General features: G+C 36.5%; 15 protein-coding genes. 14 read left to right on the top strand and 1 reads right to left on the bottom strand.

From position 1 onward, the window contains the following. Window positions 1–5 precede the first annotated feature (5 nt). From rfbA to J0B03_RS04250, 7 genes are all read left to right on the top strand, one after another. Window positions 6–884 (top strand): glucose-1-phosphate thymidylyltransferase RfbA, encoded by an 879-nt coding sequence (rfbA, locus tag J0B03_RS04280; RefSeq protein WP_207300623.1) that lies wholly within the window; start codon window positions 6–8, stop codon window positions 882–884. Continuing rightward, window positions 881–1,858, top strand: a complete 978-nt coding sequence (rfbB, locus tag J0B03_RS04275) for a dTDP-glucose 4,6-dehydratase (protein WP_207300622.1) — start codon at window positions 881–883, stop codon at window positions 1,856–1,858. The genes rfbA and rfbB overlap by 4 nt, the downstream gene beginning before the upstream one ends. Before the next feature lie 483 nt (window positions 1,859–2,341). Beyond that, window positions 2,342–2,797, top strand: coding sequence for a four helix bundle protein (locus tag J0B03_RS04270; protein WP_246798185.1), 456 nt, complete (start codon window positions 2,342–2,344; stop codon window positions 2,795–2,797). Between the two features lie 65 nt (window positions 2,798–2,862). After that, on the top strand, window positions 2,863–3,474 hold the full coding sequence (locus tag J0B03_RS04265; RefSeq protein ID WP_207300621.1) for a sugar transferase: 612 nt from the start codon (window positions 2,863–2,865) through the stop codon (window positions 3,472–3,474). Between the two features lie 32 nt (window positions 3,475–3,506). Further along, window positions 3,507–4,367 carry an NAD-dependent epimerase/dehydratase family protein gene (locus J0B03_RS04260; RefSeq protein ID WP_207300620.1) on the top strand — a complete coding sequence of 287 codons (861 nt, stop codon included), beginning with the start codon at window positions 3,507–3,509 and terminating at the stop codon, window positions 4,365–4,367. A 330-nt stretch (window positions 4,368–4,697) separates the two neighbouring features. Then, entirely contained in the window at window positions 4,698–5,186 is a 489-nt protein-coding gene (locus tag J0B03_RS04255) for a transposase (protein WP_207300619.1), read from the top strand. Continuing rightward, window positions 5,183–6,241: an IS3 family transposase gene (locus J0B03_RS04250; RefSeq protein WP_207299438.1), complete on the top strand. Its 1,059-nt coding sequence runs from the start codon at window positions 5,183–5,185 to the stop codon at window positions 6,239–6,241. Before J0B03_RS04255 ends, J0B03_RS04250 begins: the two co-directional genes overlap by 4 nt. On the opposite strand, the gene J0B03_RS04245 is transcribed toward J0B03_RS04250, so the two are convergent. Next, window positions 6,238–7,299: an IS110 family RNA-guided transposase gene (locus tag J0B03_RS04245; protein WP_207300618.1), complete on the bottom strand. Its 1,062-nt coding sequence runs from the start codon at window positions 7,297–7,299 to the stop codon at window positions 6,238–6,240. The genes J0B03_RS04250 and J0B03_RS04245 overlap by 4 nt on opposite strands. 250 nt (window positions 7,300–7,549) lie before the next feature. Between J0B03_RS04245 and J0B03_RS04240 the strand changes: the two genes are divergently transcribed. From J0B03_RS04240 to J0B03_RS04210, 7 genes are all read left to right on the top strand, one after another. Next, entirely contained in the window at window positions 7,550–8,710 is a 1,161-nt protein-coding gene (locus J0B03_RS04240; protein WP_207300617.1) for a CDP-glycerol glycerophosphotransferase family protein, read from the top strand. Between the two features lie 26 nt (window positions 8,711–8,736). After that, entirely contained in the window at window positions 8,737–9,936 is a 1,200-nt protein-coding gene (locus J0B03_RS04235; protein ID WP_207300616.1) for a glycosyltransferase family 4 protein, read from the top strand. A 16-nt stretch (window positions 9,937–9,952) separates the two neighbouring features. Continuing rightward, window positions 9,953–10,972, top strand: coding sequence for a polysaccharide biosynthesis protein (locus J0B03_RS04230; RefSeq protein ID WP_207300615.1), 1,020 nt, complete (start codon window positions 9,953–9,955; stop codon window positions 10,970–10,972). Then, window positions 10,972–12,081, top strand: a complete 1,110-nt coding sequence (locus tag J0B03_RS04225; RefSeq protein WP_207300614.1) for a capsular polysaccharide biosynthesis protein CapF — start codon at window positions 10,972–10,974, stop codon at window positions 12,079–12,081. Before J0B03_RS04230 ends, J0B03_RS04225 begins: the two co-directional genes overlap by 1 nt. 3 nt (window positions 12,082–12,084) lie before the next feature. Continuing rightward, the gene (wecB, locus tag J0B03_RS04220; protein WP_207300613.1) at window positions 12,085–13,209 is read left to right on the top strand and encodes a non-hydrolyzing UDP-N-acetylglucosamine 2-epimerase; all 1,125 of its coding nucleotides are present in this window, start codon (window positions 12,085–12,087) and stop codon (window positions 13,207–13,209) included. A gap of 160 nt (window positions 13,210–13,369) precedes the next feature. Further along, window positions 13,370–13,837 (top strand): CatB-related O-acetyltransferase, encoded by a 468-nt coding sequence (locus J0B03_RS12420; RefSeq protein WP_207300612.1) that lies wholly within the window; start codon window positions 13,370–13,372, stop codon window positions 13,835–13,837. A 238-nt stretch (window positions 13,838–14,075) separates the two neighbouring features. Continuing rightward, window positions 14,076–15,236, top strand: a complete 1,161-nt coding sequence (locus tag J0B03_RS04210; RefSeq protein ID WP_207300611.1) for a glycosyltransferase family 4 protein — start codon at window positions 14,076–14,078, stop codon at window positions 15,234–15,236. The last annotated feature ends 65 nt before the right edge of the window (window positions 15,237–15,301 follow it).

Below are 15,301 nucleotides of genomic sequence, written 5' to 3'. Positions count from 1 at the left end.
GTTTTATGAAAGGGATCATACTGGCAGGCGGAACTGGAAGCAGACTGTTCCCCATAACGAAAACCGTCAACAAACACCTTTTACCCATTTACGATAAACCGATGATTTATTATCCATTATCCGTTCTGATGCTTGCCGGGATCCGCAATATCCTGCTCATTACGAATCCGGAAGATGTGGATTCTTTTCGACGTCTCTTTGAGGATGGTTCTCGCTTGGGGATCTCATTGAAATACATGATACAGGAAAATCCCAGAGGCATTGCAGATGCCATCTTGATCGGGGAAGAGTTCATTCAAAATGAGAGTGTTTGCGTGATCTTGGGAGACAATGTCTTTTATGGGTTAGACCTGACAAAAATACTTCTTCAAGCACAGGAAAACAAAAGTGGCGCCACAGTTTTTGGCTACCCGGTCAAGGATGCCAGAGATTTTGGCGTCCTTGAATTTGGGGAAGATGCTCAAGTGTTGTCCATTGAAGAAAAACCAACAAAGCCGAGATCCAATTTTGCCATTCCAGGTTTGTATTTCTATGACAACAAGGCGGTGAAAATTGCGAAGAAGTTGAAACCATCTGCCAGGAAAGAACTGGAGATCACGGACTTGAACAGGGAGTACTTACAGCGTGGAGAGCTTCACGGGATCCAGATGGGTCGGGGCATGGCCTGGTTGGATACCGGGACCCCTCATGGATTGATCAAAGCCGCAGAGTTTGTAGAAGTCATACAGTCCAGGCAAGGATTTTATATCGCGTGTATTGAAGAAATCGCTTGGCGGCGTGGTTTCATCGATGAAAATCAGTTATATGAGTTGGGGAAAGAAATGAACATGACAGAATATGGGAAGTACATTCTTTCCCTGTTGGAAGGATATTCAAGCAAATGAAGACACTCTTGGTCACCGGCGGAGCCGGCTTTATCGGCAGCAATTTCATAAATGGGATCCTTGTCCATAATAAAGAGGTGCAGATCATCAATCTGGATGCATTGACCTATGCCGGTAATATGGAAAACATGGAAGAATTCTTGAGCCATACAAGGCATCAATGGATCCATGGAGATATTCGAGACAAAAGTATTGTAGAATTGATATTTCAAGAAAATGAGATCGATGCAGTCGTTCACTTCGCAGCAGAAACCCACGTGGACCGAAGCATCGAAGGGCCGGAGGTCTTTGTTTCAACGAATGTCATGGGGACCCAAATTCTTCTGGAGTCTGCATTAAACTCCTGGAAAAAGGCCAAGGACATGAAGAACAAGAGGTTTGTTCAAATTTCTACGGATGAAGTGTACGGTGCCCTTGGGGAAACAGGTTTGTTCACAGAGTGCTCCTCCATCGATCCATCCAGCCCTTATGCGGCATCCAAGGCAGGAGCTGATTTGTTGGTTCAGTCGTATTATAAAACCTACGGGCTACCAGTCAACATCACGCGATGCAGCAACAATTACGGACCAAACCAGCATAAAGAAAAATTCATACCCATGATCATCCAAAAAGCCTTGCGTGATGAGAAAGCCCCGATTTATGGTAATGGACTACAAATCCGTGATTGGATCCATGTAGAGGATCATTGTGCCGGGATCGAAGCGGTCTTAAACGGTGCTAGACCTGGAGAGATTTATAATATAGGCGCATCATGTGAAAGAACAAACCTAGATGTAGCAAAAGAGATCCTTCAAATTTTGGGAAAATCGATCACGCTACTGAAGCATGTACCTGATCGCTTGGGACACGATCGCCGATATGCTATCGACAACCGAAAATTGATGAATGAATTGGATTGGAAACCAAATCGAAAATTTGACGAAAGCCTGAGGGAAACGGTATCTTGGTATCAGTATAAATTGGAGAATCGGTGATTCCCTCGGATAATTCGGCTTGCTATACAGTAGATATGGATTTTGGTATAATAGAGACGGGATATTTAAGGAATTTGCTCAACTGAATGCAACGTGTCAGCATCCTTGGCTTTTGATGTGATAATCACCAAGGATCGTTTTATCGTAAGAAACAGTGTGTTTCATCAATTTGTTATCGAGAATTTTGATGATGTATGTTCAACGGATGGTGTCATTAGCTATGAGAATGGAAAAGTGAAGAGCAGTGTGCACGTTGGTGGAAGTGAAGGTGAGTAAGACGAAAAACCAGGGGAAGAAGTGCCTTGGTTGTGATGTAAGGATGAGTGTGAAATTGAAAACACAAGATGTTGCAGAGGTGAAAAATGATTCTGCCAGATCCTGCAAAATGGGAATAAATGGAAGTTGCCGATTCGACGTGAGTATGGTGAAAGGATAAAGAGCTGGCAGGTGGACAGTTGGTCTGTTGGAAAGGAAGAGCGTTAAGTGGAAAGTTGGAAAGTTGGACAGTGGACAGGAAAAGCTTTTGAACTTCCTGACCAACTGAAAGCCGACCAACTGAAGACTAAAGAAACCGTAGGTTTCACTATGTATGAAGATACTAGTAAATTGATAGTATGGCAAAAGGCACAAGAGTTGGTCTTAAAAATATATGAGGTCACAAAAAACTTTCCAAAAGACGAGCAGTTCGGCTTGACTTCGCAGTTTAGAAGAGCAGCTGTTTCAATACCCAGCAACATAGTTGAAGGTAAAGCTAGAGGTTCTAATAAAGATTATAACAGGTTTTTACTGATTGCTAGAGGCTCACTAGAAGAAGTGAAATATCAGATGTTCTTAGCTAGAGATTTGAAATATATAGATGAACAAAAGTATAAAGAGCTATTAAATTTAGCAATGGAAGTAGGAAGACTATTGGCAGGATTAATTAGGAAATTGGGGTGAAGTTTTTCCTTTCCAACATTCCAACTTTCTACTTACCAACCAGATTGCATTCGGAGGTTACCCACATGTACATGAAAGTAAAAAGACTAATTGATATATTACTATCGGCGATCGGGTTAATCGTTCTTTCTCCGATATTTGCAATACTAATCATCGCAATCAAGCTTGACTCCCCTGGACCTGTTCTTTTTAAACAGAAGAGAGTTGGAATCCATAAGAGTCATTTCAGTATATTGAAGTTTCGAACTATGCGAATTGACACACCAAAGGACACGCCTACGCATCTGTTAGAAAATCCGGATCAGTGGATTACAACGGTAGGTAAGTTCCTACGTAAAACTTCTCTGGACGAGTTACCTCAAATCATCAATATATTTAAAGGTGAGATGAGTATCATCGGTCCAAGACCGGCGCTTTGGAATCAGTATGATCTTATTAACGAGCGAGATAAATACGGTGCCAATGACGTGCCGGTTGGCCTTACAGGCTGGGCGCAAATTAATGGTAGAGATGAATTGCCTATAGAGATAAAAGCAAAATTAGACGGGGAATATGTTGATAAAATCAGTTTCTTGTTTGATGTTAAATGTTTTGTTGGAACAATATTTTCAGTGCTAAGATCAGAAGGGGTAGTTGAGGGCGGTACAGGCAGTAATGATAAGGGCAAGAATATTTAGTCTTTTCCTTTCCAACTTATAGGGGTGACATAATGAAAAATATATTAATCACTGGTAAGAACAGTTACATAGGTACATCTCTTGAGAAATGGCTCATGAGAGAACCTGATAAATATAAAGTAGATACGATAGATATGAAAGATGGGTCATGGGAAGAGAAGGATTTTTCTCAGTATGATGTTGTTTTTCATGTAGCTGGGATAGCTCATATAAAGGAAACAAGTGATAACGAGGCTCTTTACTATAAAGTGAATAGGGATTTGGCCTATCAAACAGCTCAAAAGGCGAAACAAGATGGTGTAGAGCAGTTTGTTTTTCTAAGTTCAATGAGTGTATATGGGATTGAGAGTGGCAGTATCGAGAAAAATTCACCGATTAAACCAAATAGTGCTTATGGGAAGTCAAAAATCGAAGCAGAAGAATTGATCAACAAGTTGCAGGATAATTCATTTACAGTTGCAACATTGAGGCCCCCAATGGTTTATGGAAAAGGATGCAAAGGAAATTATCCTAGATTAGCCAGACTAGCTCTTAGGACTCCAATATTTCCACAGATTGATAACAAGCGAAGTATGGTCTATATAGATAATTTATGTGAGTTTGTAAGGCAGCTTATTAATAACAGAAAAAGTGGACTTTTTTTCCCACAGAATGCTGAGTATGTGAATACCAGCGAGATGGTTAGGTTGATTTCCGAAGCGCATGACAAGCGAGTGCAAATGACTAAGTTGTTTAACCCCTTATTAAGGCTACTGAATGTAAGTATAGTGAATAAGGTGTTTGGTGACTTGGTTTATGACATGAGTATGTCGGAATATGAGAGTGATTATAGAGTTTGCGGGTTTAGAGAGTCAATTAAGCGTGCTGAGACCAACTATATGAAGTCAAGGTAATTTTTTAGGTAAAGATGATTAATTAGAATGTCATCTAATACGAAAAAAAGGCACAGCAAACAGAAGTAGTGGAAGCTACTTTGAATTATCAAGGAATCCAGGTTAATTAAATTTGTGGAACGAAGTCAATCTGGTGAGTCAACAAATGGTGTAGAACTCTGACAAGTTTTTTTGCAACATGAGAAATAGCGATGCAATGATGTTTCCCTTCCGATTTTTTCTTGAGGCAATATGACCGAAATGTAGGATCTTTGATACCCCCCTGTGTTAGGATAGTTGTCGGGTGATCAAAAATATTATATGCTAGTAGCCAAGAGAGAGAGGATCAATATGGCTACCTACAGTAAAGAATTTAAAGACAAATTAATCAAGTTGATGTTACCACCCGAAAACAGGTCCATTAAGGAACTGGTTGATGAGTATCATGTTCATGAACAAACCCTGTATAAATGGCGTAAAAAGGCAAAAGCCAAAGGGACGGTCTATCAGGATCATGCAGGCTCCAAACAAAAATATTCTAAAGAAATGCAGTTGCAAATCATTATTGAGACCAGTCCACTCAACAACCATGAGCTCTCAGAATATTGCCGACGCAAAGGCATATATGCGGAGGAAATCGAAGTCTGGAAGCAAGCATTCATCACCGGTGAAACAGCTGAAGAATCCAAGGTCAAAAAAGAACTTAAGGACAGTCAAGCAGAGCTTAAACTTACAAAAAAGGAACTGGAGCGCAAGGAGAAAGCTCTTGCCGAAGCTGCCGCACTCTTGGTATTAAAAAAAAAGATGCAAGCGATTTGGAGTTCGGACGAGGAAGATTGACCAGCCAATCAAATCGCATCAAAGTGGTTGTGGCCATCGACGAAGCAGTCCTTTCTGGAGCCAGACAGTTCAAGGCTTGCGAAGTCGTCGGTATCAGCGAGAGGACCTACCAGCGCTGGAAAGTTCAAGGTAACGATACAAAAGACGGTCGTCCGGATGCGCTAAGACCCATACCTGCAAACAAGCTGCATTTGGAGGAGGAGAAGAGGATCCTGGAGGTGATGAACCAAAAGGAACATCGAAGCCTTTCACCAAATCAAGTCTTTCATAAGCTCATTGATAAAGAAGGAATATATATCGCTTCGGTTTCAAGTTTTTATCGGGTCTTGAGATATTTTGGTCAAGTCAATCATCGGGGCTATGCAAAAGCACCCATAAGCAAGAATATTACAACACATTGTGCAACAGGCCCCAATCAGGTCTGGATGTGGGATATCACCTGGCTTCCAGGACCCGTGAAAGGAATATACTATTACCTGTACATGATCATTGATTTATTCAGCCGCAAAGTGGTTGGCTGGGAGATCTGGGATCACGAGAGTTCTGAAAACGCCAGTGTTCTTGTGAAGAAGGCTGCGTACTCTGAAAATGTATTGATGAAGAACGAGCCTTTGGTGTTACATTCTGATAACGGAAGTCCGATGAAAGGTGCTTCCTTGTTGACAACGCTGTATAATCTAGGGATCGTGCGATCCAACAGCAGGCCAAGAGTGAGCAATGACAATGCTTATATTGAGTCAATGTTCCGAACGGTCAAATACATGCCATCTTTTCCCCATAATGGATTTTCAGATATTGAAACTGCCCGCAGATGGGTCGATGCCTTCGTTGATTATTATAATAATGACCACCACCACAGCAGCTTGAAATTTTTGACTCCCAACCAAAGACACAATGGATCGTCCGATGAGATCCTTCAAAGAAGAAAAGAAATACTGGAAACTGCAAAGGCAAAGAACCCTGAACGATGGACCGGACCGGTTCAAAACTGCACCATGGAACAAGCCGTTTGGCTGAATCCATCAAAAGAAAAAAACAGTGAAAAAGCATGCTAGCATATTTGAGAAAAGCGACAACTATGTTGACAATTACCGATACTGATTAAGCGAGCGGCTTCTAAAAGGGCCCACCTAAGGTAAGAAGACCCCCGTTTGACCATTTTCATTCCACTGGCAGTGTAACTGCCAGACTGGTAGGTTGACGGTTCCAGACCGGCAAATGCCAAGAGTTTTGAAGGAGATTCAAATCTGGAGATATCTCCGATTTCAGCCAGGATGACAGAGCCCAGGCCATAGGATATACCAGGAACGGAGAGAATCGGGCTTTGTATATCATCCATGATGACTTTGATTTGCGCATCGATTTTGCTGATTTCATTGGCATACATATCGATAAACAAAAGAATCTGAGACAATTCAAAAGACAAAGCACGACTATCCGATCCAATAGATGCGGCCGCAGTTTTCTTGATGAGCATGGCTTTTTCTCTGCCATACCTTCCTTTAGAATTATTGCGAAGGACATTTGTCAGTTTTGTCAGATGAGCAGAAGCGATTGCATCTTTAGATGGGAAAGTTCGTAAAAGTGCATAAGTAGATTTTTGATTTAGTGAATAAACTAAGTCTGCAAGTTCGGGAAACATGATATCCAGAACTCTAACTAGAGAAATTTTATATTTGGAAAGGTTCTCTTTTATTCTTGATTTGTGTCTGGTAAGTGACTTAAGCTCCTGAAGATGGTAAGATACATTTGAGTGGAGTTTGAAGTTTCCTGAATGCAGCATGTGTGAAATGAGTTTCGCATCGATTTTATCCGTCTTACTCTTTCTAAGGGTGTGAGCCTTTCTAAAAAGATTGGTTTGAAGCGGATTAAGGACGACTAGGGGTAGTTGGTTCTCGGTGATAAAATTCATGAGATTAATGCTGTAATGACCAGTTGCTTCCAACCCCACTCTTATTTTGTCCTTTGGAACATCAGGAATAGCAAGTAGCAAAGAATTAAAACCTTCGATGCTGTTTGAGATCGTAAAAACATCTTTGATGATTTCGCCCTCTGATGAGACGATAAAACAGTCATGTTTGTCTTTGGCAACATCGATACCGACGTAGATCATAAAATCACATCCTTATAAATATTATTGGTTGTGGTCCACACATATCTATGCCATGTATCTTTACCCAAGATAAAACGTCGAAGCGTTATCCAACTAATAAACAAAAAGACATAGAAATGTGGTTGGAGCCTCAAAAGAACAGTCAAGCTGTAGGTGAAGTAACCAATCCACAACACTATGTCAATTATACAGTAATAAGAAAGGGTAATGACCGTAGCTTGACTACGAGTTCATTATATAAGGTGAAAGAATGAAAGGTTTGAGAGCAAGAATTGATTATTTATTAAAACATTATTTGATTATTCAAAATGTTTATAAAATTACAATGAGTACAGTGTTTAGAATAATTGGGTTTATTTTGCCTATAAATAATAAAATGATTTTGTTTAATGCTCATGGGCGAAAATATAATGATAGCCCAAAAGCAATTTATTTAAAGATGATAGAAGACAAGAGATTCGAAGGTTACGAGTTTGTGTGGGCATTGGATGGGCCGGAAAATTATGATATACCTGGTTGCAAAAAAGTGCAAATGGACACCTTTGCTTATTTCATAACAGCACTAAAGTCTAAATATTGGATTTCTTGTGTGAATATCGAAAGAGGATTGAGTTTTAAGAAAAAAAATACAATCTATCTTAATACATGGCATGGAACACCATTGAAATATGTTGGGAATGCAGTAAAGGGTAGAAATGATTTTGACTTCTCAAATATTGATTTGTTTTGTTCTGCTGGCCAGTTTGAAAAAGACATATATATTAAAGATTTTAAAGTTTCTGAAAAAGCAATAATTAATACAGGGTTGCCGAGAAATGATTATTTGTATAATTATAATTTGAAACAAGTTAACGTGATTAAAAATAAATTAGGTCTACCTCTTGATAAAAAAATAATTCTATATGCACCAACTTGGAGAGATAGCACAGATGTTGGGAGAAGTTATTCGATTAAACCACCAATTGACTTTAAATGCTGGAAAGAAAAGCTCGGCGATGAGTGGATAGTTTTAATTAGAGTACATGCTTATACAAATAAAATTCTAGGATTAAAATTTAATGACTTTATTAGAGATTTTTCATCTTATCCAGAAATTAATGAATTAATGATTGTTTCAGATTTATTGATATCTGACTATTCAGCAATAATATTTGATTACTCGATACTGGAGAAACCTATATTTTGTTTTGGTTATGATTATGAGCAGTATAAAAAAGAAAGAGGATTATATATCGAGCTTGAGAAAGAATTACCGAACGGGGTAACAAAAACAGAAACGGAATTAATTGATAAAATATTGCGAATGAATTATTCAAGGGAGTCTCTAAATACCAAAAAATTTAAAGAAAAATATCTGAATTATGGTGGAAACGCAACAAATTTATGTATTGAAAATATAATAAATAAATAGAAGGTCAATGAATAGGAGTCTTCGATGTGAGAATACTTTTTTTGATGAATAGTGGATTTGATACTCTAGGTCCCTCAAATCATTTGCTTGAGTCAATAATTAAAAGATTATTAGAAAATGATCACCACATTCATATTATTGAAAAAAATACAGGAGGTAGAAATCCAAGTGTACCAGTTTCAATATTAAATGAAAAGTTAACATTTAATGCAATTAAGTCGGATCAAGTTATAAAAACGAGTTTCATTAAGCGTTATCTAAATGATATACAATATGCATTTAAATGCATAAAATTCTATAAAGACAAAAGAAATTACGATGTTGTATTTCTGCAATCATGTAATGTAGCAATATTTCATGTATTTCTGTTGAAATTGTTTGTAAATGCACCGATTATATTTAATGTCCAAGATATATTTCCTGTAAATGCTAGCATGGGTAACTTGATTAGTTCTAGAAGTATTATCTATCGAATTTTAAGATTTCTTCAATTAAAATCCTATCAATACTCAGATGAGATTGTAACAATATCAGATGATATGAAAAAAACCTTGATCGATGAAGGTGTAGCAACTGATAAAGTAAGTGTTGTTTATAATTGGAGTTATTCTGATAAAAAAATTGATATAAAAGATTCAGAAAATATTTTTATAAAAAAATATGGCATAGATGTCAATGAATATAAAATTGTTTATGCTGGAAATATAGGAATTTTACAGAATGTAGATATAATAATTGAAGCTGCAAGTAAACTGAAAAAAGTAGATAATTTAATTTTTTACATTATTGGAGATGGGGCTTATAGAAAAAAACTGACGGAGAAAGTTAAAGCAAGTAACCTTGAAAATGTCAAGTTTCTTCCTATGCAGGATCCCAAATATGCAACACATATTTATTCTATGGCAGACGTTAATATAATACCTCTTAAAAAAGGGATTATTAAAGTCGCCCTGCCCAGCAAAACAGCAACATGCCTTGCTACTAGCAAACCAATTATTGCTTGTGTTGACGAAAATTCAGCATTTTCCAAAATCATTAGACAATGTGATAAATGTGCTGTGGTTGATAGTGACAATCCAGAATCTCTTAGCAAACAAATCTTAGAGTTTTATTCTAAGAATATTAGGACAAAATCTGAGAACGCTTATGATATTTTTGACTCCATGTTTTCAAAAGAAAAAAACACCAAAAAATACGTTGATATTATTGAAAAAATTAAAAATTAAAGGTGGGTTTGGGTGTATGTTTAAAGATAAAACTTTGCTTATTACAGGTGGAACAGGATCTTTTGGAAACGCAGTTATGAAGAGATTCTTGGATACTGATATAAAAGAAATTCGAATCTTCTCTCGTGATGAGAAGAAGCAAGATGATATGCGAAAGCTTTATAAGAATGATAAATTGAAATTTTACATAGGCGATGTAAGAGATCTAGCCAGTGTCAAAAATGCAATATACGGTGTAGATTATATCTTTCATGCAGCTGCACTAAAGCAAGTGCCTTCATGTGAATTTTTCCCACTTGAGGCTGTTAAGACAAATGTTCTGGGAACAGACAATGTTCTTACGGGTGCAATAGAAATGGGAGTTAAAAAGGTAATCTGTTTGTCTACGGATAAGGCTGCTTATCCAATCAATGCAATGGGAATTTCTAAAGCTATGATGGAGAAAGTTTTCGTAGCAAAAGCAAATACAATAGATCCTGAAAGAACTTTGATTTGTGGCACTAGATACGGTAATGTAATGGCTTCAAGAGGATCAGTTATTCCATTATTTATAGATCAAATCAAAAAGGGAGAGCCGTTGACAGTTACGGATCCCAATATGACAAGGTTTTTGATGAGTTTGGAAGAAGCAGTTGAACTTGTTGTATTTGCTTTCCATAATGCAGAAGCTGGAGACATTATGGTTCAAAAGTCACCAGCATCAACAATTGGCGATTTAGCTCAAGCAATAAAAGAACTATTTAATGCAGATAATGAAATCAAAGTTATTGGTACTCGTCATGGTGAAAAATTATATGAAACGCTTTTAACAAAAGAAGAGCGCATAGTCGCAAAGGATACGGGAGGCTTTTATCGAGTGCCCGCCGATAAACGGGATCTTAATTATGACAAATACTTTGTTGAAGGAGATCAAAAACTATCTTCTGAAGATGAATACAACTCACACAACACTGAGAGACTTAGTATAGACCAAATCAAAGAGAAGCTGCTACAGCTAGATTATGTTAAAGAACAACTTGAAAGTTGGAATAAATAATGAAAATCTTAGTAACAGGAGCAAAAGGCTTCATAGGCAAAAACTTAATAGCAGAACTTAAAAACAGAAATTATACTGAAATTTTTGAATATGACAAGGATACGGATTCTAAGATGCTTGATGAATATAGCAGAGAAGCAGAGTTTGTGTTTCACCTTGCTGGGGTAAATCGCCCAATAGAACAATCAGCGTTCATGGAAGGTAATTTTGGTTTTACATCTGATCTTTTGAATGCTTTAAAGAAATATGAAAACACATGTCCTGTGATGATTTCATCTTCAATACAAGCTGAGTTAGATAATCCTTATGGTGAAAGTAAGAAGGCGGGAGAAGATCTTCTGTTTGCTTATGGCACAGAAACTGGATCTAAAGTTCTAGTATATAGATTCCCTAACGTATTTGGTAAGTGGTGTAGACCCAATTATAATAGCGCAGTAGCGACCTTTTGTCATAATATTGCTCGCGATTTACCTATTATGGTAAATGATCCGACTGTAGAGATGAACCTTGTTTATATAGATGATGTAGTAAGCGAACTTATAAATGCACTAGAGGGCAATGAAAATAGAGTTGAAGAATTTTGCAAAGTGCCAGTAGTACACACAATATTATTAGGTGATATAGTAAATTTGATTACTTTCTTTAAGCGAAGCAGAGAAGATAGATTTATTCCAAACATGTCCGATGCATTTGCCAAGAAATTATATAGCACATATCTAAGTTATTTACCGGAAGATCAATTTAGTTATGACTTAAAGATGAATGTCGATCAAAGAGGGTCCTTCACAGAATTCATTAAAACTCCTGATCGTGGACAAGTATCTGTAAATATTTCAAAACCTGGTATAATAAAAGGAAACCACTGGCATCATACCAAGAATGAAAAGTTTTTAGTTGTAAGTGGTAAAGGTGTTATTCGTTTTAGAAATATAGATTCAGATAAAGTACTGGAGTACTTTGTAAGCGGTGATAAAATGGAAGTTGTAGATATACCGACAGGTTATACGCATAATATTGAAAATCTGGGTGAAACAGACATGGTAACTATCATGTGGGCAAACGAAGCATTTGATCCTGAAAAGCCTGACACTTATTTTTTGGAGGTATAATTGATGAAGAAATTAAAAGTGATGACAGTCGTAGGCACCAGACCAGAAATAATAAGACTGTCAGCTGTTATTAATAAATTGGAAGAGTCTGAAGCAATAGACCACATTCTTGTTCATACAGGACAAAACTATGACTATGAACTAAATGAAGTGTTCTTTAATGACTTTAACTTAAAGAAACCGGATTATTTCCTAAATGCTGCTACTGGAACTGCAGTAGAAACAATAGGTAACATTCTAGTTAAGATCGATCCTATATTGGAAGAAGTTCAACCGGATGCATTTTTAGTGCTTGGAGATACAAACAGCTGCTTGTGTGCAATTGCAGCAAAGAGGAGACATATCCCAATTTTTCATATGGAAGCTGGAAATAGATGTTTTGACCAGAGAGTGCCTGAAGAGACAAACAGAAAAATCGTTGATCATACGGCAGACGTCAATCTAACTTACAGTGATATTGCCAGAGAGTATCTTTTAAAAGAGGGCCTGCCTGCGGATAGAATAATCAAAACTGGTAGCCCAATGTTCGAGGTACTTGATTCAAGAAAAAAAGATATTGAGAAATCAGATGTACTTGAAAGATTGGGACTCGAAGCTGAAAAGTATTTTGTGGTATCGGCTCATAGAGAAGAGAATATCAGCTCTGAGCAAAATTTCATGGATTTGGTAGACAGCCTGAATACAGTTGCAGACAAGTATAATATGCCATTGATAGTGAGTGCACATCCAAGAACCAGAAATATGATAGAAGCTAAAGGCATCCAGTTCAATCCATTGGTGAAAACAATGAAGCCTCTTGGATTCAACGATTATGTGAAGCTGCAGAAGTATGCCAAAGCCGTGCTTAGCGATAGTGGGACAATTAGTGAGGAATCATCTATTCTAGGATTTAGAGCACTTAACATTAGACAAGCACATGAGAGACCTGAAGCCATGGAAGAAGCATCAGTGATGATGGTGGGACTTGAAAAAAAAAGAATACTCCAAGGTTTAGAAGTGTTGGAAGCTCAGAAGAAAGACACGTTGAGATTAGTTGCTGATTATAGTATGCCAAATGTCTCGGAGAAAGTATTGAGAATTATTTTATCGTATACAGATTATATAAATAGAGTTGTTTGGGGGAAATGATTTGTTTTCTTTAAAATATATTTATTCAAAACTTATAAAAAAAATACAGATACCCGCAGTGATTAATTCGAAAATTGATAAGACATCAAGAATAGGTTCGTGTTCTCAGATCTCAAAATGCGATATAGGGAAGTACTCATATGTTGGGAACTTTACGAATATGAATTTTACTAAAGTAGGTAACTATTGCTCAATTGCAGATCGATGTATTATTGGTGGAGGTGCACATCCAATTGATTGGATTTCTACTTCTCCGATTTTTCATGAGGGACGAAATATCTTAAAAACTAATATGAGTGATAAAAACTATGATCCTTATGATGATACATTTATTGGTAATGATGTATGGATTGGAGCAGGTGCTTATATAAAAAGTGGTGTAACTATTGGTGACGGAGCTGTAATAGGCATGGGAGCAGTGGTTACAAAAAGCGTAGGTGCATATGAAATTTGGGGCGGCAATCCCGCAAAGTTGATTAAAAAAAGATTTAGTGATGATGTTATAGAAAGAATTTTAGAATCTCAATGGTGGAGCTTGTCTTTTGATGACTTATCTACAGTTTCACCGTGGGTCAATGACGTTGAAAAATTTTTGGTTGAAGTTAACAAGTTAATAAAGACGAAATAAAAATATTTTATGAATATGAGAGTATTAGCCAAAAATAATTATTGCGCATCACTTAAATTCGCGTGAGCTTAAATGATGTTTCACAGGGATAAGAAGATAAGTGAGTTATTAAATAAATTAAACAAATAATGGATTTTTTCAAAAGAGAACTAAGATAACAACATGATGATTAGGTGTTGTTAAGTAAATAAAAGGATAGCATGATCAAATAAATAAATAATCATGCAAGGGGATTAAAATGAAAATACTGCATTTATGTCTAGCAAGTTTTTACGTTGATAATTACACTTACCAAGAAAACATGTTACCTAAATACCATAAAAAAATGGGCCTCGATGTGGAAATTGTCGCATCGCTAGTATCATTTAATGAAAATGGGAAAATACGATTGATGCCAAATACAGAAAGATATATTAATGAATTTGGGATACCGGTAACTAGAATAGACTATAAAAAAATGAAAATAAATAAAAAACTTCGTAGGTATAGAGATACTTACAAACATATTGAGCGCATTAATCCTGATATCATTTTTGTACACGGGTGTCAATTTATGGATATAACACATGTTGTTAATTACGCGAAAAAAAATAAAAACGTGACGGTGTTTGTTGACAATCATGCAGATTTTTCGAATAGTGCTAAGAATATATTTTCAAAAAATATTTTGCATAAAGTTTTGTGGCGGTCTTGTGCAAAAAAGATAGAACCTTACACAAAGAAATTTTATGGTGTTATGCCGTCTAGAGTTGATTTTCTACAAGATATTTATAAAATACCAAAAGAAAAAGTGGAATTATTGGTTATGGGAGTAGATGATGAAAAAGTATCATTATCAGACCAAAATAAATTTAAAATAGAAATAAGAAACAAGTATGGAATTGATGATAATGATTTTTTAATTGTAACAGGCGGAAAGATCGATTTAGCAAAAAGACAGACATTATTACTAATAAAAGCAGTTAAGAGTATAAAAGATTACAATGTTAAATTGATAGTTTTTGGTTCAATAGTTGACGAATTAAAGAATGAAATTGAAGAATTAGTTGATAGCAACAAAGTATACTATGCTGGTTGGTTGAACACTGAAGAGAGTTATAAATATTTTTCTTCTGCTGATTTAGTTGTTTTTCCAGGCCGCCACTCTGTGTTTTGGGAACAAATTACAGGAATGGGGATACCGTTGATTATCAAGTATTGGAATGGCACTACACACGTCGATTTGGGAGGCAACTGTAAATTTTTACATAATGATTCTGTAGAAGAAATAAAAGCAAGTATTGAGGAAATATTAAAAAATGATAAAAGCGAATATAAAAAAATGAAAAGAATTGCGAAGAATAACGAATCAAAAAAATTTTTATATTCAGAGATTGCAAAACGCAGCATTGAGTTTTAAATTCGAATCTAAAATAGTAGCAGCTAAAACACTAAGATAAAGATGCTAGGCGAAAATCTGTGTGT

It is taken from the genome of Alkalibacter rhizosphaerae (assembly GCF_017352215.1).
Taxonomy (GTDB): domain Bacteria; phylum Bacillota; class Clostridia; order Eubacteriales; family Alkalibacteraceae; genus Alkalibacter; species Alkalibacter rhizosphaerae.
This window is presented reverse-complemented; position numbering and strand designations above follow the sequence as displayed.

Bases quoted from the DNA above. Each gene is read 5' to 3' on its own strand.
- rfbB (WP_207300622.1), top strand. From the start codon at position 881: ATGAAGACACTCTTGGTCACCGGCGGAGCCGGCTTTATCGGCAGCAAT.
- J0B03_RS04260 (WP_207300620.1), top strand. From the start codon at position 3,507: ATGAAAAATATATTAATCACTGGTAAGAACAGTTACATAGGTACATCT.
- rfbA (WP_207300623.1), top strand. From the start codon at position 6: ATGAAAGGGATCATACTGGCAGGCGGAACTGGAAGCAGACTGTTCCCC.
- J0B03_RS04255 (WP_207300619.1), top strand. From the start codon at position 4,698: ATGGCTACCTACAGTAAAGAATTTAAAGACAAATTAATCAAGTTGATG.
- J0B03_RS04265 (WP_207300621.1), top strand. From the start codon at position 2,863: ATGTACATGAAAGTAAAAAGACTAATTGATATATTACTATCGGCGATC.
- wecB (WP_207300613.1), top strand. From the start codon at position 12,085: ATGAAGAAATTAAAAGTGATGACAGTCGTAGGCACCAGACCAGAAATA.
- J0B03_RS04225 (WP_207300614.1), top strand. From the start codon at position 10,972: ATGAAAATCTTAGTAACAGGAGCAAAAGGCTTCATAGGCAAAAACTTA.
- J0B03_RS04240 (WP_207300617.1), top strand. From the start codon at position 7,550: ATGAAAGGTTTGAGAGCAAGAATTGATTATTTATTAAAACATTATTTG.
- J0B03_RS12420 (WP_207300612.1), top strand. From the start codon at position 13,370: ATGAATTTTACTAAAGTAGGTAACTATTGCTCAATTGCAGATCGATGT.
- J0B03_RS04210 (WP_207300611.1), top strand. From the start codon at position 14,076: ATGAAAATACTGCATTTATGTCTAGCAAGTTTTTACGTTGATAATTAC.
- J0B03_RS04245 (WP_207300618.1), bottom strand. From the start codon at position 7,299: ATGATCTACGTCGGTATCGATGTTGCCAAAGACAAACATGACTGTTTT.
- J0B03_RS04230 (WP_207300615.1), top strand. From the start codon at position 9,953: ATGTTTAAAGATAAAACTTTGCTTATTACAGGTGGAACAGGATCTTTT.